This window comes from Halobellus sp. H-GB7, assembly GCF_030848585.1.
GTDB classification, from domain to species: Archaea; Halobacteriota; Halobacteria; order Halobacteriales; family Haloferacaceae; genus Haloquadratum; species Haloquadratum inordinatus.
Genome location: NZ_JAVDDW010000003.1, coordinates 281,868 through 304,793 on the forward strand (window position 1 = coordinate 281,868; position 22,926 = coordinate 304,793).

Genomic DNA, 22,926 nt, shown 5'->3' on the forward strand with positions numbered 1-22,926 from the left:
GCGATGCCTCGGAATGGTTTCCCGGGCTAGTTGCCCGCCACGTTGTACGTCCCGACGTAGATACCGCGGGGCGGCGTCAGCCGGGAATTGGCGGCGCGGGTCGGGAGGTGGTCGCTGGGGTCGCCGTTCAGTTACCACCCTCCGTCTCGACGATTTCGATCGCATTGACCTGCGGATTCTCGGCCGCTCCCTGATCGAAGGTCACCGTGACGTTGCCGTCCCCGTCGTCGGTGACAGTGAACGACTTCATCGTCCCGGTCGCGTGGCCGACGTCGGCCGCCGGGTCGTAGTTGGTCAGCACCTGCGTGTCCTCGATGGAGACGTTGTACTCCCGTTCGCCGGGCTCACTGGTACTCGAGAACTGGTTGCCGAGGTAGAGACGCACCTCGACCTCCTGGCCGGTATCGACCGAGAACTCCCAGGTGGCGTTCCCGTAGCGCTCGCAATCGAACACCCCGTCGGGCGTCGACGAGGGAACGTCGGCGGTCGTCGAATCGATCGTACCGCCGCAGTAGTTACCCGAGGTAGACGGCGCAACCGAGACGAGGTGCGGTGAACTCGTGTCAGCCACACCGGTCCAGTCGGGGCCGTCGTCGGTCGCAGAGAGCGTCGTGCTCTCGCCCGCGTTCACGCGGTGGAGCAGCTGGGCCTCGGCCTCCTCAACGGCCACCTCGAAGCTCTCGGTGGTCGTGGTGGTGCCGTCGTCGGCCGTCACTTCGACAGTGTAGGTTCCGGCGTCGCCGTCTTTGGGAGCGATGTCAAGCGTCCCGGTCCCGTCGCCGTCGTCCGTCAGGTCGACGAAGTCCGGTCCGTCGACCGACAGCGTCAGCGAGTCGCCGTCGTCGTCGGAGGCGTTGACGGTGACCTGGGCAGTCTCGCCCGCGGTGACGGTCTGGTTGTCGATTGAGTCGATCGTCGGCGCGGCGTTGTCGTCGCCGTCGCCGTTGACGGGGTCGATCTCAATTGCCGACACCTTCGCGTTGTCTTCGACGGTGCTGAAGTCGACGTTCAGTTCGCCGTCGGTGACCTCGGTGGTAAACGTCTCGGTGACGGCGGCGTGCGCACCACCGGCTTCCGCGTAGATGTCGTACTCGTCGAGGACCTGCTGCCCCTCGATCGAGACATTGAACAGGCGGTCGCCTTCGCCACCGTCGTTCGCCACGCCCTGGTAGATCTCCACGAAGTGCAGAGTGACCTCGTACTCGCCGTCTTCGAGAGGCACATCGTAGCTGAAGTCGCCGTACCGCTCGGTGTAGTACAGCTCATCGTCCTCGGTGTTCGAGATCTCGGGATTCGAGGGCGTCCCCGAGTTCCCCGTCGTGAACGTCGAGCCGCCGTCGAAGTTAGCGTCAGCCTGGAACTCTGTGCCGTCCGCGGCGGTGTAGGCGTCACCGCCGGCGTTCACGGCGAAGCTGGTGACGCCGTCGTCACCACCGTCGCCGGCGCTCTCCTCGTACTTCAGGACGACCACGTTCGAGTCGAGGCCGGTGTCGGAACCGGGCTCGCCCTGGGTCGCCACGAAGTAGTTGTAGCCGCCGACTGCGGTCGTGTTGAGCAGCGTGACGGGCACTTCGGCCTCCCCGTTCGAGTCGAGGGGGACCGTCTGATAGTCGACGTTCTCGATCTTGTTCGCCTCATAGGCCTCGATGTCGTAACCGGGCGTACCGTCGTACTCGGGCACGTTGTCGAGTTCGAGTTCGCTCTCGAAGTGCAGCAGCGTGACCGTCTCGCCGGGCTGGCCAGTGACGGTCACAGTCTGGTCGGCTTCGTTCACGGTGGCCGCGCTGTGGTGGTCGCGGAGCACGCCGTCGTTGAGGTCGACGGCCTGCACGTCGATGGTCGGTGCCGGTGCGACCGACTCGTCGAGCGTCGCCTGTGCGCCGCCCGCGCTGCCGTCACTGAACAGCTGCGTCTCCTGGGCACTTCCGTCCGCGTACTCGACGCTCACGCTGGAGCGGGCGAGTTCGAGACCGGAGACCGGACCGGCCTCCTGGGAGGAAACGGTCGCGCCCTTGATACCCGTCGGGTCGTTGTCTGCTGAGAACGACACCGACTCGCCGGGGTCGAAGTCGGTGAACTCGATGGTCAGCACGTCGTAGCCGTCGGAGCCGTTCACGCCGTTGTGCGGCTGGCTGAACACGTCGTCGTCTGCCGTGCTCACGACGCCGACGCCGTCACCCGATTGGGAATCGATGTTCAGGCCCTTCGCAGCCTGGTCGCCGGCGGTCCCGTCGGGGTCGAACACCATATCGGGCATCGCCGACTCCGAGAGGTCGAAGGTGACCGACGATATCTGCTGGTCGCCGGTGTTCTCGACGGTAAACGAGCCACCGCCGTAGGTGCTCGCCTCGGTTCCGCTGTCGGGCGTGATCGCGACCTGCGCCGAGCCGGTGGCTGCACTGGGCTCGTTGACGGTGAGCTGGAAACTCTCGGTCGTGGTGGCCTGGCCGTCGTCGGCCGTGACCTCGACCGTGTAGGTGCCGGCGTCGCCCGACTGCGGGGCGATAGTGAGTTCGCTGTTCGAGAGGCTGACGAAGTCGGGACCGCTGACCGACAGCGACACCGCGTCGCCGTCGAGGTCGTTCGCGTTGACCGGGACGGTTGCCGAGTCGCCCTCGGTGACCGTCTGGTCCGAGATGGGGTCGATCGTCGGAGCGGTGTTGTCACCGCCGTCGCCGACGGTCGCGCCGGTCGACCACATATTGATCAACTGCTGGATCTCCTGGAGGGAGATCGTCTCCCCGCCGGTGTTCGGGACTTCCGTACCAGTCGACCACCAGTTGATGCCCGTCTGGATCTCCTGCAGACTGATCGTAGAGTCGTCGCCGTCACCGTAGCTCGCGACTGCCTCCGCGACGGTCATCTCGTCGTCGGGTACCTCTCCGACTGCGACGATCTTGATCGCCGATATCTTCGCGTTGTCGTAGTTATCCGAGTCCCAGGGGAACGCGACGTTCAGTTCACCGTCGGTGACCTCGACAGTGAACGTCTCTTCGGTCGCGTTCAGCGGACCGACCTCCGCATAGAGGTCCTTGTTCTCGATGACCTGCTGTCCCTCGATGGTCACGTCGAACACGCGGTCGTTCTCGTTCGTGCCGTCCTCGGGGCCCGTCGAGTCCGGGGAGTCCTGGGGGGAGACCCCCTGGTAGATCTCGGCGAACTTCAGGGTGACCTGGTACGTGCCGTTCTCCAGCGGGATGTCGTAGCTGAAGTTCTGTCCGTACCGTTCGGTGTGGTACAGCGGGTCGTTCTGCGTGTCGTTGATCGGCTGCGAGACGCTGTACGTCGAGCCGCCGTCGAAGTTCGTGTCGGCCTGGTAGACTGTGCCGCCAGTGGCCGTGTACTCCGAGCCGCCGGAGTTCACCGCGAACACGACGTCACCGGTCGCCACGTCCGTGTCCTGCACCGTGACGTCGACCGTGTCGGTGTCGGTCGCCTCGCCGTCGGAGACTTCGACCTCGAAGGTGAGCGTCTCGTCAGCGCCGATGTCGGGCGCAGTGAACGTCGGCGTCGCCGTGTCGGCGTCCGAGAGGGTCACCGACGGACCGGCCGTCTGGGTCCACGAGTAGCTCATCGAGTCACCGTCAGGATCGCTGGATTCGGAGCCGTCAAGCGTGACCTGCTGGCCCTCGTCGACCGTCTGGTCGGAGCCCGCGTCGGCGGTCGGTGGCTGATTTGCGGGCGGAGTGACGTATTCGACACTGATGTCGGTCCACGTCGCGTCGAACGTCGAACTCGCACCGTTCGACGTCGAGATGACGCCCACCGCGAGGCCGGTGCCGTCGGAGGTGTCGAGCCAGGACGCCGGAATCGCGGCCGTCCCGACTTCCTTCGTCTCACCGTCGACCTCGTACTCGGCGGTGAGGGCGACTTCGTCCTCGCCGTTGTCCGGCATCGGGTCGGTCGTCGGATCGACCGTCAGCCGGAGCGTCGTGTCCGCACCGGTGACGTTACTGTCGCTCACGATGTTCGGTGAGGTCTGGTGCGTGAACGAGTCGCCCTCCTCCTGGGCGAACTCGATGCCGCCGTTGCCACCGTCGGCCGCGACGACGAGCTTCGAGTAGTTGGACTGGTCGCCGGTGCCGACGTAGATGCCGGCGGACTGGAAGTCCTCGGGGTTCTCCGGGAAGGAGGCGACCGTCGACTCGACCGTGAACGGCTCGTCCGGCGGGTTGACGCCGAACTGGAACGCGTACTGCTGCGTGTTCGTGCCCGCGTGGGCGTCACCCTGAGGGACGTTCTCGACCGTCAGGACCTCCGCCGCGCCGCCGACCGTCATCTGCGTCGGGTCGTAGAGGTCCTGGTAGTCGGTACCGTTCGTCATCAGCCCGGTCCAGCCCTGTCCGTCCTCGCCGAACAGGCTCAGTTCGGAGAGGTCGTGCTGGACGGGGAGCGTCGTGTCGAGCCCGTTGTCCGGATCGACCGCGAAGGGGTCCTCGGTGTCGTCGAGTCCGTCGTTGTCGTCGTCGGGATCGAGCTCGTTCGGATTGCCGTCGTCGTCGAAGTCGGCCGGCGTGGAGGCCGACGAACAGGGATCGGTTCCCACGGCGAGTTCGTCACCGTTGGAGTAGCCGTCACCGTCCGCGTCGCCCTCCGGGTCGAGGTTGTCGGGGTCGCACTGCTCGCCCGTGTCGCCGTCGCCGTAGTCGACCGGCTCGAAGATGGTGACGTCGTTACCGCCGTGGTTGGCGGTCCAGATCGTCCCGGGGAAGACCTCGCCGTCGTCCTGCGCGGAGATACCGAGCGCGCCGCCGGTGTTGCCGATCTGTTCGACGTTCGTGACCGTCTCACCGTCGGCGCTCAGTTCCACGCGGTAAATGTTACCGTTGAGTTCGACCTGCAGGAGGTCGCCCTCCATCGCGCCGCCGAAGTTCGAGGCGGTGTACTGTCCGGTCCCACCGGTCGGCCCGAAGAGGACCTTGCTGCCGTCCTCGAACTCCATCGTGTTGGCGCTACCCGCTGGTGCGCCCGGATCGGGCGACCCGCTCGTCGGCGGGATGTAGTCGGCCTGCCGCGGGTCGACCAGACTCTCCGGAACCGGGGAGTTCGACGACGTGATGTCGAAGATCACGTTCCCGTCCGCGTCGTAGATGTCCGCCTGCGTCGGGTTCGCGCGAATCGGCGCGGCGTGGCCGGCGTAGTCGCCCTCGTCCGCCGCGATGAGTTGATCGTTAGTGCCGTAGCTACCGTCCTCGTTGGGGTGGTTCGTCACCGACGCCGCGTCGGCCACGATGTTACCGTTCGCGTCGGCCGGCTGGCCGCCCCAGCCGCCGTTCGGACCGTGGTCGCTGACGTAGAGCTGGCCGCTCTCAGCGAGGACCAGGTCGTAGGGGTTCCGGTACCCGGGCGAGTAGATCTGCACCGGGCCGCCCTCGACGAGCTTCGCCTGGTTGATGCCGTCGTTACCGCCGAACGGCAGGTCGCCGCCCTGGATGGTCGGGAGGGCGTACAGGTAGTCGAGGTCCGGGTACTCGCTGTTGTGCGTCTGCAGGCTCGTCGCCTGGTGGTTGTTCTCGATCTGTGCCAGGTCGATCTCGAGGACCGCCGCCGACAGCGCGTACTCCGGCGTGTGGCCGAAGTTGTCGCCCGGCGCGCCCTTGTTGGTGTGGCCGCCCTGGGCGACGTACAGCGTGTCGCCGTCGGGAGTCAGGTCGAGGCCGTTCGTCGCGTGGTTCTCCTCGGAGCGCGGCAGCCCGAGGGCCATCACGTCGTGCTCGACGTCGCTCGCCTGCAGCGTCTCGCCGCTACCTGCGTTGACCGTCAGCCGCGAGATGGCCCCGGAGTTGGTGTCCGTGTCGTCGTCGTCCTGCCCCACGTCGATCTCGGGATCACTCGAGGAGACGTAGACCACGGGCTGGTCGGCGGTGCCGCCGACGGTCAGACCGGTGATCTGGCGGTTGTCCTCGCTGGTGTCGATGTTCCCGAAGTCGTCGTGGTTCGGGATGTCCTTGATGGCGTCAATCTGAACCTCGTTTTCGACCTCGTAGCTGTTCTCAGCGGTCCGGGTGACGTTCAGCGCGTAGACCGTGCCGCCCTGCGTCGAGACGTAGACCCGGCCGTCGGGCCCGAACTCGATGGCCGTCGGGTTGCCCGCGCTGAAGCCCTCCAGCTTGCTCTTCTGGAAGCTCGGGTCGACCGCGCTCGCGCCCTCGCCCGAGAGGTCCACCGTCAGCGGGGAGTTGGACCCGGAGTGGCTGATCTCGAGCGTCGCGCTCATCGGGTCGACGCTGGACGGCGAGAAGGTCACCGGGACGTCGGCGGACTCGCCGGGCGCGAGCGACGTATCGGACGCCGCTCCAGCCGTGAACTCGTCCGCGTCTGACCCGGTGACCGAGACGTCTGTGATGTCGATGCTCGGGTCGCCGTCACCGCCTAGATTCGTCACGGTGACCGTCTCCTGCTCGGAGTTGTCGACCAGTACCTGACCGAAGTCGACCGAGCCCGGTCCACCGAGCGTATCGGACTGTGGTTCGGCCGAGACAATCTCGATCGCGTTGACCTGGGGATTCTGCGTCACGTGACCGAAGTCAACGTCGATCGTGCCGTCGCTCGTGACGGTGAAGGATTCCATCGCACCCGTGTCGTCGCCGTACGTCTCGATAATGTCGAAGTCGTCGAGGACCGTCTGTCCCTCGACGGCCACGTCGAATACCCGGTCACCGACGCTGCTGGTGCCCGAGTAGCCGTCGTAGAAGTACAGTCGGACCTCGACCTGCTGGCCGCTCGCGACATCGAACTCGTACTGCATCTCTTCTCCGTCGCTCGGGTCCCAGCGTTCGGTCTCCCAGATCTGACTGGGTGTCCCCGCGGGGACCGAACTGTGGATCGTGCTGGGCTGGCCGTGAGAAGAGGTCTCGTCTTCCCCGGCGACCTGGTAGTCCACGAGCGGGTCCCACTGGTTACCGTCCGCAGTGAAGCTTCCGCCCGCGTTCGCGCGGTACAGAACATCGCCAGCGGCTGCGGTCACCGCTGCCGGCTCACCCGAGCCGATACTCGCTGTCGGCTGCGATTCCACTTCCGCTACTGAGCTCGGACTCCCCGCAGCGAATCCTGTTCCGGCGACCGAGAACAGCATCAGCGCGACGAGTACGAGCGCTGTCGCTTGTCGTTGCCTGTTCATCGTCGATTCCTGTCTGGATCTCCCATCTGTTGCATATCGATCACGGGGGCTCTCGCGCCCGTTGGAGACAACCACATACGACAAAACAATAAGTAATCAGACGCTGAGCCAGCTAACGTTGTGTTTGTACAGCTAATACGGTAATAACAGACACAAGGGTCGCATAATAGCCGATCGGTCAGCGTCACTGATCCAAATCGATGGCCGGTCGAGTGTCTACCGCCTGACCCGAGATTATTTGCTGATGGTCGTCGTACTACCTCTTGGAGTGACTCACTATGAGCGCACGCGGTAACCCATTCGAAGAGCTCGAACGCCTGTTCGAGCGGATGAGTAGACAGTTCGACAACTCGTCTCGGATCTGGGAGTCCGAGGGACCGCTCAGCCGATGGTCCACGGAGTTCGAATCGATGGCGCTCGACCTCGTCGAGCACGACGACGAATTCCTCGTCACCGTCGATCTCCCAGGGTTCGAGCGAGACGACGTCAGCCTTCAGGTGACAGATCACACGCTCCGGATCGAAGCCGAGCGCGAATCTGACGTCGAGAAAGAAGAAGAGCAGTACCTCCGGCACGAGCGACGCCAGCAGTCGATGCACCGATCGATCCGACTACCCGACGATATCGACAAGGAGAACGTAAGCGCGCGGATGAAAAACGGCGTGCTGACGGTCACACTCCCGAAACTCGAAATCGAAGAAGCCCGCACGATAGACATCGAAGAAGAGTAGGGAGACGGACCGCAGTTCATAACAGCTTTAGTAGCATTTGCACGTCTTCACGCACCCGCTCGCACGACAGCGTGTGGTCCGGTGTGCAATCGGTTGCAAATGCTACTACAGGACGCCGCTCGTCAGAAACTGGACGCGGAGCCACTTTCTCGTCGAATACGTCGGACGTTTGCAACGGAGTACACAGGCGTCGCACACGCCGTGCAAGCGAGACGAACCGCAGTCGAGCAGTCCGTTATAGTAGCGTTTGCAACTGATTACACAGCCAATCGCACGACTGCGTGCGATTAGGTGAGTGAAGACGTGCAAACGCTACCATAGCCACCGGGCGGTGTCCCGGTGTATGAACACCTTCGAGGACCAAGCCGAAGCACTATAAACGCTTGTTGAACAGTATAACGCGGTACTATGGTTCCGAAGTCAGCGGAGTCGACGGTAGAATTTGGCGACGTCGACGAACAGACGCAGGAGGCACTCACCGCGCTGAGCGATCCGAAGTGTCGAGCGATACTCGCCTCGACGTCCGAGCAGTCGTTGACCGCACGTGAACTGTCCGAACGATTGAATCTTCCACTCTCGACCGTCTATCGCAAACTCGATCAGCTCAGCGCGGTGCCGCTCCTGGAGGAAGCAGTCCAATTTTCCACCGACGGCAAACACCCGCACCAGTACGCGTGTCCGATCGATCAGATACAGGTCACGATTTCCCCACAGGAGACGCGTGCGACCGACGTCGGGGTCTCGTTCAAATGAGTGGGTGAGCCTCGAATGTTCGAAGATCGAGCCGACGCCGGTCGACAGCTCGCCGACGTCCTCGAAACGCGAGGCGTCGATGCGGACATCGTCCTCGCGATCCCGCGCGGTGGCCTGCCCGTCGGACGCGCCGTCGCCGATGCGCTCGGCCTCCCGCTCGACATCGTCGCAGCCCGAAAGCTCGGTGCGCCGCAGAACCCGGAACTGGCGATCGGCGCCGTCGCCAGCGACGGCACCGTCTGGCTGAACGAGTCACTGATCGACGACCTGCGGGTCCCGGACCCCTACGTCGACGAGCGGATCGAACGCGAGCGCGAGGCGGCACAGGAGAAGGTCGAACGCTACCGCGGCGATCGGTCGGCACCCGATCTTCGGGGGAAGACGGTGCTGGTCGTCGACGACGGCGTCGCGACCGGCGCCACGACGACCGCCTGCATCCGGCAAGTCGAGCAGTCGGGGGCCGAACGCGTGATTTTGGCGGTCCCGGTCGCACCGCCCGACACGGCCGAGCGGTTGCGTTCGGAAGCCGACGAAGTGATCTGCGTCGCCGAGCCGTCACACTTCGGGGCCGTCGGGCAGTTCTACGACTCGTTCGTGCAGGTCACCGACGACGAAGCGAGATCGTACCTGTAGTCGAAGCACACAGGGGGCGCCGAGGCGCCCGGCAGTCACTGGATCTCGACGTGCGTCGGTTGGTCCCGTTTCTGCAGCGTGACCCACAGAATCCCGTCGTTGTAGGACGCGGAGACGTGTTTCTCGTCGACCGCTTCGGGGAGATGAATTACGCGCCGGAGCGTCCCCGAGTCACGCTCACGCCGGCGGTACGTGCCGTCCGTCTCCGTCGTGGGTTCGGCGACGATCTGGAGTTTGTTCTTACGGACCGTGACGTCGATCTCTTGAGTTCGTAGGCCCGGGAGTTCGGCCGACACGAGAAAGCGGTCACCGCGGTCGGCCACGTCGACGGGGAACGATCGCGATCGGTCGGTCGCAGGACGACCGCGAGGCTGTGCGCTGGCGAGTGTGGATCGAGTGCGGTCTGGCATACTTCCACCACGTGTACACTCGCCTGCAGGAACTATAAATTCGGACGGTACGAGCAGCTGCGGAGGGACAGCGGCGACGAATCGGGGATCGATGCGAGAACGGCTATTCGTCGTCTGCGAGTTCGGCTTCGGCCTCCTCCGCTTCGTGTTCCTCGCGCCGTTCCTCGGCGGCTTCTTCGTACTCGCGTTCGGTTTCGAGTTCGTGCTCGCGTTGGCGCTGTTCCTCGTCGAGACCTTGTTTATCGCGGCCCTCTTTCGTGTCTCCCATAGTGTGTTCCACGCACCGGTACGTCGAGTCTGGACTCGTCTAGGCGAGCACGACTGCGTGGATACGTCCCGGTGCTGTCGGATGTTTCGTGGGCCGAAACTAAGCTATTGCGCTCGGCAAACGTTTGTTATCCTCCATTGTGAACCGAAGCAGTAGTATGACCCAAGAATCGACGACGGAGAAAGGTGGATCCGGTTTCGAGGGCGTCAGACTCCTGCTCTGTGAGAATCCGCCGCCACCGATCGACGAAGCGATCGACGCCGCGCGTGCAGAACTGCCGCGGAGTAATCACTACACAGAGGCGTACTCGGAACCGCTCCGGGATCGCCTCGCCGACCGCGCGGGCGTTTCGGCGGATCACATCCACGTCAACGCCGGCTCAGAGCTGATTCTGCGACAGTTGTTCGATCGGTTCGGCGAGCAGGTGCACCTGTTGACGCCGACGTACCCGCTGTTTCCCGAAATCGCCGACAGATACACCGAAACGCGACTGCGCCCCGAAGACGACTTTCAGTTCGATCTCCGGGACCTCGAGATCCCAGAGGAAACGACGCTCGCGGTGATCGTCAATCCGAACAATCCGAACGGGAGCGGCTTCGATATGGAAGCCCTCCCCGGGCTACTGGAGCAATACCCCGAGACACGGTTTCTCGTCGACGAGGCGTTCGTCGATTTCGTCGAGAATCCGGTCGCGAATCTCGTCCCGGAGTACGACAATCTGTTCGTGACGCGGACGCTCTCGAAAGCCCACAGCCTGGCGGGATTCCGGATCGGGTACGCGGTGCTCCCCGAGTCAGTCGCCGCCGAGTTGAACGCGAGCAACGACGCCTACCCGCTGGCGCGGCCGAGCCAGGCGGCCGCGATTGCAACGCTCGATCACCACCAGAAGATCGAGCGACGGATCGATCGCCTGCGCTCGTGGGCCGACCAGTTGGCGTCGGAGTTAGAGTCGGTGGGCGTCACGACGTTCCCGAGTCAGACGTACTTCTTCCTCGCCGACGTGAGCCCGCACGACGCAGACGAGGTCGCTGCGAAACTCCGAGAGCGGAAGATCTTCATCAAACCACTCGGCGACGACCGACTCGGCGCTGGATACCTACGCGTGACGACGGCGCGGCCAGAGGACAACGAGCGCGTCGTGGAGGCGTTCCGCGAGATTCTGCAATGTGCTCGGGCCGCTATCCAGTCGCCGTTCGGAGGTGATCCTCGCTCTGGTGGTCCTCGCTCGCTTCAGGTTATTGCTCTTCGTCCATCATTTCGTAGTCCCCGCCGTACTTCAGGAAGAAGTACGCGAGAGCGAGGACGGCGACGAACGCGCCGGTGACCGTCACGAGAAGCGTCTTGGCAGCGTCCGGGACAGTCGGGGCAGCCGGTCCACTCGGGGTGGGAGTGGCACCGCCGGGGACGACGTCGACGGCCGCAATCATCCCGACACTCTCGTGTGGGACACAGAAGTAATCGTAGGTGCCCTCTACCTCGAAGGTGTGCTGATACGACTCGCCGCCGGCGACATCGCCGCTGTCAGGGTCGCCCGCCGAATAGGCCCCTCGGGCGGGTTCCTCCGCGTCGAATCCCCCCGAAGCGAAGTATTCGGCCTCGTCTGGGATGTCGTCCTCGTAGGCGGTGATCGAGTGGCCGATCGTCCCGACGTTCTCCCAGACGATGGTGTCGCCGGGAGCGATCGTTATCGAATCGGGAGCGAAGACCAACTCGTCGGTCATATCTACGGTGTGAGTAGTGCCTTCCTGCGCCGCTGCCCCCCCAGTCGCACCGGCGGCGGCACCGGCCCCGACGGCCGCCCGGAGGAGTCCGCGTCGCGAAATTCCGTTCGCAGTCCGATCCATAGTCGCGCTAGACCCCCTCACAAGATAGTAAGTCGGAGACTTCCACGCCCGGTGCTGTCCGTAATCAGCCATTTCCACCACGGAAAGGGTCTGCGCAGTCGGTCGGTTTAGGCCCCTTCCTGCAGGAACCGGCCCTCCTGTTCGTAGATCGAGACCAGTTCCTCGATGAATTCGGGAATCGTTTCGTCCTCTTCGAGATGGCCGTCGATGCGCTCGGCGAGGTCGTCGCTGATCTCGATTGTTTCGGTCATCGTCCGCACAGACGCACGTCAGGTCAATAAATCCACCCGTGGATCGATCGCACCGAGCGACCGATCACAAGAGATGCGAGCACGTGAACACAAGTAAACTCATCAGCCTCTCGGTCCTACGAGCACCTATGTCGATCCAAGTCAGCACGAGTGAGCGCGTCGCGGTCGTCGACGTGACGGCGAAAGTCGCCCAAGCAGTCCCCGACGACGTGGATCGTGGCGTGTGCACGGCCTTCGTTCCGCACACGACGGCGGGCGTCGTCGTCAACGAAAACGAGACGCGACTTCTGGGCGACGTCGAACGCGCGCTCGACCGAATCGTCCCCCGGGAGGGTGGCTACGAGCACGATACGATCGACGACAACGCCGACGCACACCTCCGGGCGATGCTCCTCGGAGAGAGCGTCTCCGTCCCCGTCGTCGACGGCGAGCTCGACCTCGGCACGTGGCAGTCGGTCCTCTTCGTCGAGTGCGACGGGCCGCGAACGCGCTCGCTAGAGGTGACGACGACACCCGCCTGACCACCGCCTAGGCCTGACCACCGCCTAGTCGTCGGCCGCCGGTGCCATCGCCGAGAGCTCCTCGGGAAGCACCCCGAGCCCCTGTAGTAGACCGAGCGCGTCCCACGTCGACCAGCCCTCGACGACCTGCCCGTCTTCGATACGGTACGTGATGTGGCCGGGGGTCGGAGTGCCCGCTGGCTCACTCCCGCTCGGTGGGATCCCCATAAACTCTCCTTCGTGACTCCCGTCTCCGGTGAACCCGATGGTCACGAGGTCGTCTTCGGCGATCAGGAACTCGATGTCCATCTCGTAGTCCGGGAACCCCTCGAAGACGTCGCTCATAAATGCCTTGAGGGATTCGCGGTCGCTATCCTCACCACCGGGGAGGTACCAGTGCCCGGTGTAGTCTTCGCTGTAGAGTTCGTCGATGACGTCGAGGTCCTGTTCGTTCCACGCTTCGTCGATGATCCGCCGGACGATCACTTTGTTGTCTGTCGCTCCCATAGCGTTCGAACTGACACAACGGAGCTACATTGTTAGCAACGCTATAGTAGTATTTGCAAGTCTTCACGCATCCGAGCACACCCTGTCGTGCGATCGGGTGCGCAATCAGTTGCAAATGCTCTATAGAGTCGCCCAGACCGGGTTGAAAGCAACTGTTACTCACGAGCCCTGTAGAGTAAGCGTTGCTGACGCACCATAGCTGCCGTCGAAGGGAACAGTATATCCGACTTACACGGCAGCACAGATGCTCTCGGTGGTCGCTACTGCGACACACGCGTATCGGCCGCAACTGCGTATCGACCACAGATCACGGCGGCACGTCGCCGCCCATCTCGTGGTACTCCCAGACGTGATCTTTCAGTTCTTCACGGGTCGCGAAGCGTTCGTCGCACATATCGCACTCGAACGGGAGTTCCTCACCTTCGGCTTCGGAGTCGTGTTCACTCATAGCTGTCTGTTCGGCGACGTTCGTATTAATGCTGGCGCGGACCACGAGCGTCGGCCGATCGAACCCCTCCTCGCTATTCGGGCGGCGTCTGATCGCTGAACGTCTCCTCGCTCCAGTGGTCGATCGGCGACTCCTCGTCGCCCCAGTCGAGATACGCGTCCGCGAGGAGTTCGATCACGGTCTGCCCGAGATCGGTCAACTCCGTGGTGGCGTAGGTAGCGAGTTCCTCGTCGGCCAACTCCGGCGGAAGGCTCGGGACCTCGAATCGGAACGTGGCGTCGATCGGGTCCCAGTAGAAGTCCAGTTGTTCGAAGACGCCAGCATCCTGGAGGGACCGAACTTCCGAGTCACTCAGGTCCGTGTACTCGGCCCACTCCTCGAACGCCTCGTTCCACGCCCCGTCGCGGAGCACTTCTTCGAGTTCCGCCCGCCGGAGTTCTTCGGCGTCTTCGAGTTCCTCCGAGTCAAACGTGCTCGGCAGGGGACGGTTCGTCAGATCTGGTGGGGTAGGAGTGTCGATATCGAGCGCCATAGTCTGACGTTCGGCGACCAGTACTATAGTGGTTATCGTACCCGTGCATCGATGCGTGCCATATCGTTCGGCGAGACGCTACGAGGAGGTCCGATACTCACGATCCGTCGTCGGGGGAGGCCTGCTCGCCAGCGACGACTCCCCGGATCAACGGTTCGACGCGCACCGTCGCCGCGTCGCTCGCGATCGTATTGGTGAGGTAGAGCGCGTCGTAGGTGTCGTCCACCCGTTGGATGCCCTCGGGCAGAACGCCGTGAACGGCGGCCGCCTGGACCGTCTCGGCGCCCTGCTCTTTCAGCCGGTGGAACGCCTCGACCATCGTCGTGCCAGTCGCGATGAGGTCGTCGAAGACGAGCACGTTCTGTCCCGCGACGGCGAGTTCGCCGGAGAGTTCCACCTCGACGGCGCTCGCGCGTTCTTTCTCGAAGCCGGCGACGCCGAACCGCTCGACAGCGCCGAGATCCGGCCCGACGACGACGTAGTCGTCCATCTCGACGTGCTGTTCAACGAGCGGGAACGCCCGCAACACCTCCATAGGGACCGCCTGAACCCACTCGCGGTGGCTGAAGTGCGGATCGACCGCGTAGATCCGCTCGACGCCGTAGTGCTCGGTCAACACCCGGAAGATCGACCAGACGTAGTTGACCGTCCCCTCGTAGAACGCCTTGTCCTGCCGACTGTACGGCACGTACGGGAACAGGACCGAGATAGAACACTCGCGTTCTGCGAGCGCCGCGAGCGCACCGTAGAGGAACGCGAGCCCGCGGTTGGGATGAGGCTGGCCGCTGTGAACGAGAAGTACCTCCTCGACGTCGTCGAGATCCCCGAGTTGGACGTACACCTCCGAGTCGGGGAACTGTCGGGTCCGGTTCTGAGGATGCGCCACGAGGTGATGGGCGTCCAAGTCGAGATGCTCCGCGCTCGGCGTGGCGACTAGTTCCACGGCTAGTTCCCCCCGGCACAGGCGACGCGACCGCTGGATATCCGTGACATCGGCGGGGTCACGCGAGATGACTCTCGAACCACTCGGCCGCCAGTTCGGCGACCTCGTCGAGTTCGCCCGACCCCTCGAAGAGATGGCCGGCGCCCTCGACGACCTCTAGTTCTTTCTCGCAGGTGAGTTCGGCCAGCGCGTCGCGGTTGAGTCCGAGCACCTGCGTGTCCGCGCCGCCGACGATGAAGAGCGTCGGCGCCGTGACTGCCGGCAACTGCTCGGACGCGAGGTCGACGCGACCGCCGCGTGAAACGACGGCGTCGACGTCGTCGCCGCGACGAGCCGCCGCACGGAGCGCCGCTGCCGCCCCGGTGCTGGACCCGAAGTAGCCGAGATTCAAGTCTCGGGTCTCCTCGTGCTCCCGAATCCACTCCGTCGCGGCGATGAGGCGCGTCGTCAGGAGGTCGATGTCGAATCGCGTCTCGTACTCGCGGTCCTCTTCTGCGGTGAGCAGGTCGAATAGCAACGTGCCAACGCCGTGGCGGCGCAACACCTCCGCGACGAACGTGTTGCGCGGGCTGTGTCTGCTACTGCCGCTCCCGTGCGCGAACGCGACGAGTCCGGCAGCGTCCTCGGGGACGATCAGTTCTCCGGGGAGTTCGACCCCGTCGGCCGGGATCGACACGAGTGTCTCAGAGTGGTCGGGCATACGCTGACCAACGACGGCATCGACTGTTAACGTTCCCCCAGAAAAAGTCAGTGTCAGAGTTTACGGTGGTCGGCCACTTACTGCTAGATGCGACCGAGGCCAGCAGCGCGAGCCGCAATCCGGAACCGGGGTCGAAATGGGTATTGACGGCGGCGATGAACCAGATGCAGCGGGCGACACCGAACACCAACAGAAAGGAATGACAGAGCCAGAGCAAATCGAACTCGCGGAAGTTGCAACGAACATCTACGAGATACCACGAGACGGCGCGATGCGCGTGCCGGTGCGCGTGTACGGATCGGAGCAACTCGTCGAAGAACTGCAGCGGGGCGACAATCAGACGCTCACGCAGGGGCGGAACGTCGCGACCTTGCCGGGCATTCGGAAGTTCGCGGTCGTCCTCCCGGACGGCCATCAGGGGTACGGCTTCCCGATCGGTGGCGTCGCCGCCGTCAACACGGAAACGGGGGTGATCAGCCCTGGGGGCATCGGGTTTCGACATCAACTGCGGCGTCCGGCTCCTGCGGACCCCGCTGGAATACGACGACGTCGAGGGACGTGAAGAAGAGCTCGTCGAACGACTCTACGAGACGATTCCGTGCGGGCTCGGGAAGGGCGGCTATCTCGACACGGATATGGACGATCTCCGCGGCATCCTCACTCACGGGATGCAGTGGATGCTCGAACACGGGCACGCGGTTCCGGCCGACCTCGAACACTGCGAGGAGAACGGTCGACTGCCGGGGAGCCCGCGGAAGGTCCCTGCAGAGGCGATGAACCGCGGTCACAACCAGGTCGGATCGCTCGGATCGGGGAATCACTTCCTCGAAGTCCAGCGCGTCGCCGAGATCTACGACGACGAGACCGCAGCGGCGTTCGGCCTGCGCCCCGACAACGTCGTCGTGATGATCCACTCGGGGTCGCGCGGCCTCGGCCATCAGGTCTGTAGCGAGTACATCCGCCGGTTCGAGCGGGCGTTCCCCGAGATTGCCGACGAGTTGCCGGACCGCCAGCTGATCTACGCACCGTTGGAGGAGCGGATCGCCGAAGACTACAAGGCCGCGATGTACGCGGCCGCGAACTTCGCGTGGGCGAACCGACAGGCGATGACGCAGGGCGTTCGCGAGGTGTTCGACGACCTGTTCGACGTTACCGACGTCGAGCTCGTCTACGACGTGTGTCACAACATCGCCAAGGAGGAGCGACACCACGTCAACGGGAGCGAAGAAACGGTTCTCGTCCATCGGAAAGGGGCGACGCGCGCGTTCCCGGCAGGCCGGCCCGAGGTCCCGGAGGCGTATCGAGCGGTCGGACAGCCGGTGTTCATCCCCGGGAGTATGGGATCCTCGTCGTACGTGCTGTGCGGGGGCGAGCAGTCACTCGACCGGACGTTCGGGTCGACGGCACACGGTGCCGGTCGGGTGATGTCGCGGACGCAAGCCAAAGCGGAGTACTCCGCGAACGAACTCCAGCGACAGCTCCACGAGCAGGGCATCTACGTGCGAGCGCGGTCGGGCGGGACGCTTGTCGAGGAAGCACCGGGCGCGTACAAGGACGTCGACGAGGTCATCCGCGTCAGCGACGCCCTCGGGATCGGTACCAAGGTCGCCCGGACGTACCCCATCGCCAACATCAAGGGCTGATACGGCCGGACAGACGCCCGCCCGCGACGCCCTTCGGGCCCGGAGACGCACCGACACCGATAATTCGCTTCGGTCATAAGTGTGGTACTGTCACGCACAGGTACACAGATGTCCGCGAGGTATCGTCGTGCTGCACCGTCGCGGTTCGCGTGAGGACAGAAGAATGACAGATACGAACCGATGATAGACACGAGCGACTTCGTACTCCCCAAGAAGCGAGGCGGCGGCGAGACGCTCCGAGAGCGGCTCAGCGAGAACGTTTACGAACGGATTCTGCCGGCGCGGTACCTTCGGACGAACGCCGCCGGTGAGGTAATCGAGACGCCGGCGGAGATGTTCGAACGCGTCGCCGCGAACGTCGCGAGCGCCGAGCGCAAGTACGGGACGGACGCTGACGCGGCCACCTGGGAGCAGCGGTTCTACGAGGCGATGACTGGGCTCGCGTTTATGCCGAACTCGCCGACGCTGATGAACGCCGGAACCGAGATCCAACAGCTCGCGGCGTGTTTCGTGCTCTCGCCGGCGGACTCGCTGGATTCGATCTTCGGCACGCTCGGCCGCGCGGCGAAAGTGATGCAGAGCGGCGGCGGCGTCGGGTACTCCTTCTCGACGCTCAGACCGCGGGGAGACCGCATCAGATCGACGGGTGGCGCCGCCAGCGGCCCGGTCTCGTTTATGAACGTCTACGACACGATGTGCGAGCAGATCCGGCAGGGAGGTCGCCGGCGGGGAGCCCAGATGGGGATCCTTCATGTCACTCACCCCGACGTCGGTCGCTTCTGCACGGTGAAGCGGCAACGGGATCTCTTGACGAACTTCAATCTCTCCGTGGCGATCACTGACGGCTTCTACGACGCCGTCCAGGGGGGTTCGCGGTACACGCTTCAGAATCCGAGCACTGGCGGCCCCCACGAAGTGACCGAAGCCACTGCCCAGTTCTACAGCACGGCCTACGAGTCGGCCCCGCGGACCGAAGTCGAACGGAATCTCTGGCGGGACTACGCCGAAGAAATCCCGCGGATCGACGAGTATCGCGGAGAAACCGACCTGGAGGTCGGTGCCGAGATGACGCTACCGGCGCGGTTCGTCTGGGAACTCATCGTCGACGGGACGTGGCAGAACGGCGAGCCGGGGTTGTTCATGATCGACGAGACGAACCGCCAGCACTCCTTCGACGTCGAACGATATCCGTCCCATCGGATCGACGCGACCAATCCCTGTGCCGAGCAGGGACTAGAAGAGTACGAGGCGTGTACGCTCGGGCACGTGAACCTATCGCTGCTGGTCGACGACGACGCCGTCACGTGGTCCGAGTTCCACAACGAGGAGATTCGAGATCTTCCGGCCGCCGTCGAGACGTTTCTGGAGCAGGCGATCGATTGGAGGCGGCTGAACGACCTCGTATACCTGGGGACACGCTTCCTGGACGACGTACTGACAGTGTCGGAATTTCCGATCGACGAAATCGACGAGACGGTCGGCCGGATGCGAAAGATCGGTCTCGGGATTATGGGTCTCGCCGAGTTGCTAATCCAACTGGGCGTCAGATACGACGCGCCACCCGCACGCGAGATCGCCCGGCAACTGATGGCCGCAATCAATCGCGAATCGACGCAGGCGAGCCACGAACTGGCGATCGAGCGGGGCTCGTTCCCCGACTGGGGCCACTCGAAGTACGCCGCGCCGGCCGACTACCCGGAGTGGTTCGAGCGACACACCGGCGGCGACCCGGAGGAGTGGCCCGACGGGTTCCCGGTCCGGAATCACAACACCACGACCATTGCACCCACCGGGACCACGGGAATGATCGCGAACACCTCGGGTGGCTGTGAGCCGCTGTTCAACGTGCTCTATTTCAAGAACGTGAGCGAGGACGTGCAGGGCGACGCGATGCTCGTCGAGTTCGACGAGTACTTCCTCAGAACGCTGGAAGCGAACGGCATCGATCCCGAGAAGATTCGAGAACGCGCGCTGTCGCTCCTCGAAGACGGCACGTTCGAGCGCCCAGCAGATCTGCCGATCCCGACGGGGCTCGCGGAGTTGTTCGTGACCGCAGGAGAGATCTCCGCCACGGACCACGTCCGGATGCAGGCCGCACTCCAAGCGCACGTCGACAGTGCGATCTCGAAGACGATCAACCTCGCACACGACGCAACCCGCGAGGACATCGCAGACGCGTACGCCCTGGCGATCGAACTCGGGTGCAAGGGCATCACCGCCTACCGCGACCGGTCGCGCCACGAGCAGGTGCTCACAACGCGGCCGTCCGAATCCGAGGACGCCAGCGGCCGACCGTCGGAAGCGAGGTGTTGTCCCAGTTGGCTGCCGTAGGTCGTGCCCGGTCGGAGCAGACGTCGAGCGACCAGCGGACACTCCAGTCAGCCGCGCCGAAAAACCGATGATGGGTCGTGCGGAAGTAGCGGTATGGTCGAAGAAAACTGGGTCGATCTCGAAGCCACGGAGCTACGGTACCGCGACCGGACGTGGGAACTCACCGGCGACGTCGACGTCCGGGAGAACGGCGACCTCCTGGTGGTCGAGGCACGAGAGGCCGACGACGTGCGCCACAGGACTGCGCTGCTGCACTTCGGACGCGGAGCATTGGAGTCGACGCGATCACTAAATCCCGGGGAACTCGGAGAGCACTTCCACGCCCTCGAACGGGACGGCGAGGATCACTTCGTCGTCGTGAAAAAGGCCGGGCGGCGATACCGATACGAACTCCACCGCCTCGAATACGAGTGAGTGCCAGCCCTCCCGACGTCGGTAAAACGTCACTACCGAGATATGAACGAATATACACGTCCTACCGGAGTAACAAAAGTACGGTTGTTAGAGCGGTAACTACTGCATACCACCCGTTGTCGCGGAACCCCCAAAAGAGCGAGTCGACTAGGATATCGACGCGGTCAGGTCGAGCGTGGTGATGATCCCGACGACCTCCTCGCCGTCGACGACTGGAACGTGGTGAATCAGATGCTCGATCATCGTGTCGGCGACGTCGCTGATGGGAGTCTGTCGCGTCGTCGTGATCACGTCGGTTCGCATCCACTCCGCGACGGTCGCCTCAGCCGCGGGCGCTTCCTCCCTGGCGAGCGCGACGAAGTCTGTCGCCGTGAGGAGGCCCACGAACTGGTCCATATCGTTCACCACGACGACCGCGCCGATGTCGTGTTCGATCAACGTCGCTGCGGCTTCGGCGAGTGGCGTGTCCGGAGTGACAGTCTCGACTGGTCGTGACAGAAACTGATCGACGTAGCGCTCCTCCATACATCACCATTCCGCCGCGGTACCAAAGAAGTTCGCTCCGTCCCGCCTACGATTCGAGCTTTTCGATGATCTTCTGCGCGTCGGAGCGGGCGGTCGTTTTCCCTGCGGCTTCGGGGATCAACACCGACTGGACGACCCACTCGTCGCTGCCTTTTCTGTGACCCGTTCGGACTTTACTGCCCGTCGAGACCTCCGCAGCCGCCTCCTGTACCCACTCGGGCGTCCGGATCTCGCTGAATTCGTCCGGGTCACGGAACCGGACGTGGTAGTACTCGCCCTCGAGTTCGACCAGCTTCGGCTTGGGTATGCGTGGCATAGAAACGAGTGCACCGCGAGTCGTATTATGCGTTACCCGGGCCTCCAGGCTCGGAACGTTTCCGAGCCGGTCACACCTCCAGCACCGCCTCGATGGTCCAGCCGTCGTCGTCCTGTTCGATCCGCATCTGGCTGTACGTCGGGGCTTTGACGTCGAGCAGCGGCCGGTCCGGTTCGATGGGCGTCGCGTAAATCGTTGCCGACAGGTGATAGCCCATATCGGTCTCGTGGATTTCGACGTCGCCAGCGTGGGAGACCACTGCGTTTTCGATATCCTGACACAGAACCAGCTTGTTCAGAAAATCGAAGAGCAAGGCTTCGAGGTCACGCGCCGTGAGGTCGACCTTCTCGATCATCGGATCCGCCTGCGGCTGCGTCGGGCCCCCGACGAGTTCGGAGAGCGCGTCGACCATCTCGGCGAACGCCAGTTCGAGCGAACCGGCCTTCGCCCGGAGTTTGACGTCGACGGCGTGTTCTGAGAGTTCGTAGGTCATTGCTGTCGTGGGGGGCCGGCGAGCCACCAGCCGTAGAGTCTGGACCGTTCCTCGTCGCTCGGGTGTTTCTTCGTCCGCCCGTACTCTTTCCCTTCGAGGATCTGCCGCTCGACCACGTTCCGCGCTAGGTGGAGCGCGTGTCGCGCGCCGTAGCCCTCGCCCGTCCCGACGAAGTGTCCCCGGTCGGTGAAGAGCCGAATCCGGGCCATAATCAGCGGCGTGCCGCGGAGCGTCTCGTCGTGTTCTTGGAGGTAGACGTTCGCTTCGAGCACGGTCAGGTCGCCGTACTTGCGCGTGGACTCCTCGATCATATCGGCGACGTCCGGGCGCGAGATGTCGTCTAAGAGGTCGACGTTCGTGATCTGAACAGGGAGGTGCGTCTCCGCGCCCCAGGTGAGCGACCGCAGGACGTCGGTGTCGGTGACGATGCCGACCGGCCGGTCCTCGCTGGTCACGACGAGCGAGGAGACCCCGGCCTCCAGCATCTGATCGACGGCATCGTCGAGCGACTGGTCGGGCGTCGTGGTCTCGACCGGTTCGGTCATCACGTTCCCCGCCGGCAGGTCGAGCATCCGTTCGAGGTCGCCCGCGCGCTCGCCGAAACCACCACGGGAGCTACCGCCGCCGGGTTGCGTTCCCGCACCGGGCGAACCGCCCTGTCGTCGCCCCATCTCGCGGGCGGTGAAGTCCAAGACGTCGTGAATGCTGATGACGCCGACGGCGTCGTCGTCTTCGACCACCGGCAGGTGTGTGATTCGCTGGTCCCGAAGCGTGTGCAGTACTTCTCCGAGGGTCGCATCGCGCGGGACAGTGACGAGGTCTTCGGTGTATACGTCCTCGACAGTGAGCACGCCGAGGAACTCCTGGACGGCCGCGAGCAGGTCGCGGGCGGTGACGACGCCGTAGAGGTCCTCTCCCTCGAACACCGGGAGGGTCTTCGCGCTGCTGCCGACCATCAACCGGGCGACGGTCCGCACGTCCGCGTCGACGCCGACCCGGCCGACGTTCCAGATCAGGCTCCGCGCTTTGGCGTCGGGGTTCTGGTGGGTGGAATTGAGTTGCCGGCGCGTGACGAGCCCCTCGTAGTCGCCGTCCGAAGTGACGACCACCGCGTCGACGCCACGCTCTTGAAACGTTCCCACGAGCTTTGAGACGCGGGCGTCTTCGTCGAACGATTCGTACTCGGTCGTAGCAATCTCTCTGATGTTCATAGGCTTCTCCCGACGGCACGCTACGCGGGGGGGGACATTCAATGTTCGTCCGGGAGGCGTAACCCCCGTCGAGAAGGCGTAACGTCCGGGAGACGCCGCCTGCGACTGGGCGGGGCCATATCGGTCCAAGCAACCATTACAGAGGACGTCGTATCCACACGTATGCCGTCGAAGCGTCATCACCGATGCAACCTCTGTGGCAAAGATTTCGAGACGGGCGAAGCGCTGGAAGAGCACATCGAGCGGCGACATCCGAAAGAGGACCTCCACTGGTGGGTCGTCGCCGAAGAACCCGATCGAACGCTCAAGTTCGAACGGTAACTCCGGCTGCTACGCCGGTTTTACCCGATACT

At 64.0% G+C, this 22,926-nt stretch carries 22 protein-coding genes and 1 pseudogene; 9 read left to right on the forward strand and 14 right to left on the reverse strand.

Annotated features, from left to right (window positions below; all coding sequences use genetic code 11):
* Window positions 1–127: 127 nt before the first annotated feature.
* The gene (locus tag RBH22_RS08180; RefSeq protein ID WP_306677161.1) at window positions 128–7,120 is read right to left on the reverse strand and encodes a malectin domain-containing carbohydrate-binding protein; all 6,993 of its coding nucleotides are present in this window, start codon (window positions 7,118–7,120) and stop codon (window positions 128–130) included.
* Between the two features lie 278 nt (window positions 7,121–7,398).
* On the opposite strand from RBH22_RS08180, the gene RBH22_RS08185 reads away from it, so the two are divergent.
* The 3 genes from RBH22_RS08185 to RBH22_RS08195 all read left to right on the forward strand — a co-directional run bounded on the left by RBH22_RS08185 (window position 7,399) and on the right by RBH22_RS08195 (window position 9,237).
* Window positions 7,399–7,851, forward strand: a complete 453-nt coding sequence (locus RBH22_RS08185; protein ID WP_306677162.1) for an Hsp20/alpha crystallin family protein — start codon at window positions 7,399–7,401, stop codon at window positions 7,849–7,851.
* 408 nt (window positions 7,852–8,259) lie between these two features.
* Window positions 8,260–8,604, forward strand: coding sequence for a helix-turn-helix domain-containing protein (locus tag RBH22_RS08190; protein WP_121569717.1), 345 nt, complete (start codon window positions 8,260–8,262; stop codon window positions 8,602–8,604).
* Window positions 8,605–8,619: 15 nt separating this feature from the next.
* Window positions 8,620–9,237 (forward strand): phosphoribosyltransferase, encoded by a 618-nt coding sequence (locus RBH22_RS08195; RefSeq protein WP_306677163.1) that lies wholly within the window; start codon window positions 8,620–8,622, stop codon window positions 9,235–9,237.
* Window positions 9,238–9,272: 35 nt separating this feature from the next.
* Here RBH22_RS08195 and RBH22_RS08200 read toward each other — a convergent pair whose 3' ends face one another.
* Both RBH22_RS08200 and RBH22_RS08205 read right to left on the reverse strand, forming a co-directional pair.
* Window positions 9,273–9,647 (reverse strand): Hsp20/alpha crystallin family protein, encoded by a 375-nt coding sequence (locus RBH22_RS08200; protein WP_256290022.1) that lies wholly within the window; start codon window positions 9,645–9,647, stop codon window positions 9,273–9,275.
* Window positions 9,648–9,750: 103 nt separating this feature from the next.
* Window positions 9,751–9,915, reverse strand: coding sequence for a hypothetical protein (locus RBH22_RS08205; RefSeq protein ID WP_199723051.1), 165 nt, complete (start codon window positions 9,913–9,915; stop codon window positions 9,751–9,753).
* A 157-nt stretch (window positions 9,916–10,072) separates the two neighbouring features.
* On the opposite strand from RBH22_RS08205, the gene RBH22_RS08210 reads away from it, so the two are divergent.
* Complete coding sequence (locus tag RBH22_RS08210) at window positions 10,073–11,239, forward strand: histidinol-phosphate transaminase (protein ID WP_306677164.1); 1,167 nt, start codon at window positions 10,073–10,075, stop codon at window positions 11,237–11,239.
* Here the strand turns inward: RBH22_RS08210 and RBH22_RS08215 are convergent.
* The gene (locus tag RBH22_RS08215) at window positions 11,151–11,759 is read right to left on the reverse strand and encodes a plastocyanin/azurin family copper-binding protein (protein ID WP_256290017.1); all 609 of its coding nucleotides are present in this window, start codon (window positions 11,757–11,759) and stop codon (window positions 11,151–11,153) included. The two genes, RBH22_RS08210 and RBH22_RS08215, sit on opposite strands and share 89 nt — an antisense overlap.
* A 107-nt stretch (window positions 11,760–11,866) precedes the next feature.
* Window positions 11,867–12,010, reverse strand: a complete 144-nt coding sequence (locus tag RBH22_RS08220) for a hypothetical protein (RefSeq protein ID WP_256290016.1) — start codon at window positions 12,008–12,010, stop codon at window positions 11,867–11,869.
* A gap of 128 nt (window positions 12,011–12,138) precedes the next feature.
* Between RBH22_RS08220 and RBH22_RS08225 the strand changes: the two genes are divergently transcribed.
* Window positions 12,139–12,531 (forward strand): secondary thiamine-phosphate synthase enzyme YjbQ, encoded by a 393-nt coding sequence (locus tag RBH22_RS08225; RefSeq protein ID WP_306677165.1) that lies wholly within the window; start codon window positions 12,139–12,141, stop codon window positions 12,529–12,531.
* Window positions 12,532–12,555: 24 nt separating this feature from the next.
* On the opposite strand, the gene RBH22_RS08230 is transcribed toward RBH22_RS08225, so the two are convergent.
* The 5 genes from RBH22_RS08230 to RBH22_RS08250 all read right to left on the reverse strand — a co-directional run bounded on the left by RBH22_RS08230 (window position 12,556) and on the right by RBH22_RS08250 (window position 15,640).
* The gene (locus tag RBH22_RS08230) at window positions 12,556–13,017 is read right to left on the reverse strand and encodes an ester cyclase (protein WP_306677166.1); all 462 of its coding nucleotides are present in this window, start codon (window positions 13,015–13,017) and stop codon (window positions 12,556–12,558) included.
* A gap of 307 nt (window positions 13,018–13,324) precedes the next feature.
* Entirely contained in the window at window positions 13,325–13,465 is a 141-nt protein-coding gene (locus RBH22_RS08235; RefSeq protein WP_121569724.1) for a C2H2-type zinc finger protein, read from the reverse strand.
* Between the two features lie 73 nt (window positions 13,466–13,538).
* The gene (locus RBH22_RS08240) at window positions 13,539–13,997 is read right to left on the reverse strand and encodes a hypothetical protein (protein WP_306677167.1); all 459 of its coding nucleotides are present in this window, start codon (window positions 13,995–13,997) and stop codon (window positions 13,539–13,541) included.
* A gap of 97 nt (window positions 13,998–14,094) precedes the next feature.
* Window positions 14,095–14,940: a ribose-phosphate diphosphokinase gene (prs, locus tag RBH22_RS08245; RefSeq protein WP_306677169.1), complete on the reverse strand. Its 846-nt coding sequence runs from the start codon at window positions 14,938–14,940 to the stop codon at window positions 14,095–14,097.
* Window positions 14,941–14,998: 58 nt separating this feature from the next.
* Window positions 14,999–15,640, reverse strand: a complete 642-nt coding sequence (locus RBH22_RS08250; RefSeq protein ID WP_306677170.1) for an alpha/beta family hydrolase — start codon at window positions 15,638–15,640, stop codon at window positions 14,999–15,001.
* Window positions 15,641–15,839: 199 nt separating this feature from the next.
* Between RBH22_RS08250 and RBH22_RS08255 the strand changes: the two are divergent.
* The 3 genes and pseudogenes from RBH22_RS08255 to RBH22_RS08265 all read left to right on the forward strand — a co-directional run bounded on the left by RBH22_RS08255 (window position 15,840) and on the right by RBH22_RS08265 (window position 20,028).
* Window positions 15,840–17,283 (forward strand): annotated as a pseudogene (locus RBH22_RS08255) (RtcB family protein).
* A 180-nt stretch (window positions 17,284–17,463) separates the two neighbouring features.
* Entirely contained in the window at window positions 17,464–19,614 is a 2,151-nt protein-coding gene (locus RBH22_RS08260) for an adenosylcobalamin-dependent ribonucleoside-diphosphate reductase (RefSeq protein WP_306677171.1), read from the forward strand.
* A 93-nt stretch (window positions 19,615–19,707) separates the two neighbouring features.
* Entirely contained in the window at window positions 19,708–20,028 is a 321-nt protein-coding gene (locus RBH22_RS08265; RefSeq protein ID WP_256290009.1) for a hypothetical protein, read from the forward strand.
* 147 nt (window positions 20,029–20,175) lie between these two features.
* Here RBH22_RS08265 and RBH22_RS08270 read toward each other — a convergent pair whose 3' ends face one another.
* From RBH22_RS08270 to RBH22_RS08285, 4 genes are all read right to left on the reverse strand, one after another.
* Window positions 20,176–20,553, reverse strand: coding sequence for a CBS domain-containing protein (locus RBH22_RS08270; RefSeq protein ID WP_121569729.1), 378 nt, complete (start codon window positions 20,551–20,553; stop codon window positions 20,176–20,178).
* A 46-nt stretch (window positions 20,554–20,599) separates the two neighbouring features.
* A complete protein-coding gene (locus RBH22_RS08275) occupies window positions 20,600–20,869 on the reverse strand; it encodes a hypothetical protein (RefSeq protein WP_306677172.1) in 270 nt (89 codons plus the stop codon).
* A 70-nt stretch (window positions 20,870–20,939) separates the two neighbouring features.
* Entirely contained in the window at window positions 20,940–21,362 is a 423-nt protein-coding gene (locus RBH22_RS08280; protein ID WP_306677173.1) for an archease, read from the reverse strand.
* Window positions 21,359–22,573, reverse strand: coding sequence for a CBS domain-containing protein (locus RBH22_RS08285; protein ID WP_306677175.1), 1,215 nt, complete (start codon window positions 22,571–22,573; stop codon window positions 21,359–21,361). Before RBH22_RS08285 ends, RBH22_RS08280 begins: the two co-directional genes overlap by 4 nt.
* Window positions 22,574–22,735: 162 nt before the next feature.
* Between RBH22_RS08285 and RBH22_RS08290 the strand changes: the two genes are divergently transcribed.
* On the forward strand, window positions 22,736–22,894 hold the full coding sequence (locus RBH22_RS08290) for a C2H2-type zinc finger protein (protein WP_121569733.1): 159 nt from the start codon (window positions 22,736–22,738) through the stop codon (window positions 22,892–22,894).
* The last annotated feature ends 32 nt before the right edge of the window (window positions 22,895–22,926 follow it).

Coding starts and splice junctions, on each gene's coding strand:
- RBH22_RS08180 (WP_306677161.1), bottom strand. CDS start 7,120: ATGAACAGGCAACGACAAGCGACAGCGCTCGTACTCGTCGCGCTGATG.
- RBH22_RS08185 (WP_306677162.1), top strand. CDS start 7,399: ATGAGCGCACGCGGTAACCCATTCGAAGAGCTCGAACGCCTGTTCGAG.
- RBH22_RS08190 (WP_121569717.1), top strand. CDS start 8,260: ATGGTTCCGAAGTCAGCGGAGTCGACGGTAGAATTTGGCGACGTCGAC.
- RBH22_RS08195 (WP_306677163.1), top strand. CDS start 8,620: ATGTTCGAAGATCGAGCCGACGCCGGTCGACAGCTCGCCGACGTCCTC.
- RBH22_RS08200 (WP_256290022.1), bottom strand. CDS start 9,647: ATGCCAGACCGCACTCGATCCACACTCGCCAGCGCACAGCCTCGCGGT.
- RBH22_RS08205 (WP_199723051.1), bottom strand. CDS start 9,915: ATGGGAGACACGAAAGAGGGCCGCGATAAACAAGGTCTCGACGAGGAA.
- RBH22_RS08210 (WP_306677164.1), top strand. CDS start 10,073: ATGACCCAAGAATCGACGACGGAGAAAGGTGGATCCGGTTTCGAGGGC.
- RBH22_RS08215 (WP_256290017.1), bottom strand. CDS start 11,759: ATGGATCGGACTGCGAACGGAATTTCGCGACGCGGACTCCTCCGGGCG.
- RBH22_RS08220 (WP_256290016.1), bottom strand. CDS start 12,010: ATGACCGAAACAATCGAGATCAGCGACGACCTCGCCGAGCGCATCGAC.
- RBH22_RS08225 (WP_306677165.1), top strand. CDS start 12,139: ATGTCGATCCAAGTCAGCACGAGTGAGCGCGTCGCGGTCGTCGACGTG.
- RBH22_RS08230 (WP_306677166.1), bottom strand. CDS start 13,017: ATGGGAGCGACAGACAACAAAGTGATCGTCCGGCGGATCATCGACGAA.
- RBH22_RS08235 (WP_121569724.1), bottom strand. CDS start 13,465: ATGAGTGAACACGACTCCGAAGCCGAAGGTGAGGAACTCCCGTTCGAG.
- RBH22_RS08240 (WP_306677167.1), bottom strand. CDS start 13,997: ATGGCGCTCGATATCGACACTCCTACCCCACCAGATCTGACGAACCGT.
- RBH22_RS08250 (WP_306677170.1), bottom strand. CDS start 15,640: ATGCCCGACCACTCTGAGACACTCGTGTCGATCCCGGCCGACGGGGTC.
- RBH22_RS08260 (WP_306677171.1), top strand. CDS start 17,464: ATGATAGACACGAGCGACTTCGTACTCCCCAAGAAGCGAGGCGGCGGC.
- RBH22_RS08265 (WP_256290009.1), top strand. CDS start 19,708: ATGGTCGAAGAAAACTGGGTCGATCTCGAAGCCACGGAGCTACGGTAC.
- RBH22_RS08270 (WP_121569729.1), bottom strand. CDS start 20,553: ATGGAGGAGCGCTACGTCGATCAGTTTCTGTCACGACCAGTCGAGACT.
- RBH22_RS08275 (WP_306677172.1), bottom strand. CDS start 20,869: ATGCCACGCATACCCAAGCCGAAGCTGGTCGAACTCGAGGGCGAGTAC.
- RBH22_RS08280 (WP_306677173.1), bottom strand. CDS start 21,362: ATGACCTACGAACTCTCAGAACACGCCGTCGACGTCAAACTCCGGGCG.
- RBH22_RS08285 (WP_306677175.1), bottom strand. CDS start 22,573: ATGAACATCAGAGAGATTGCTACGACCGAGTACGAATCGTTCGACGAA.
- RBH22_RS08290 (WP_121569733.1), top strand. CDS start 22,736: ATGCCGTCGAAGCGTCATCACCGATGCAACCTCTGTGGCAAAGATTTC.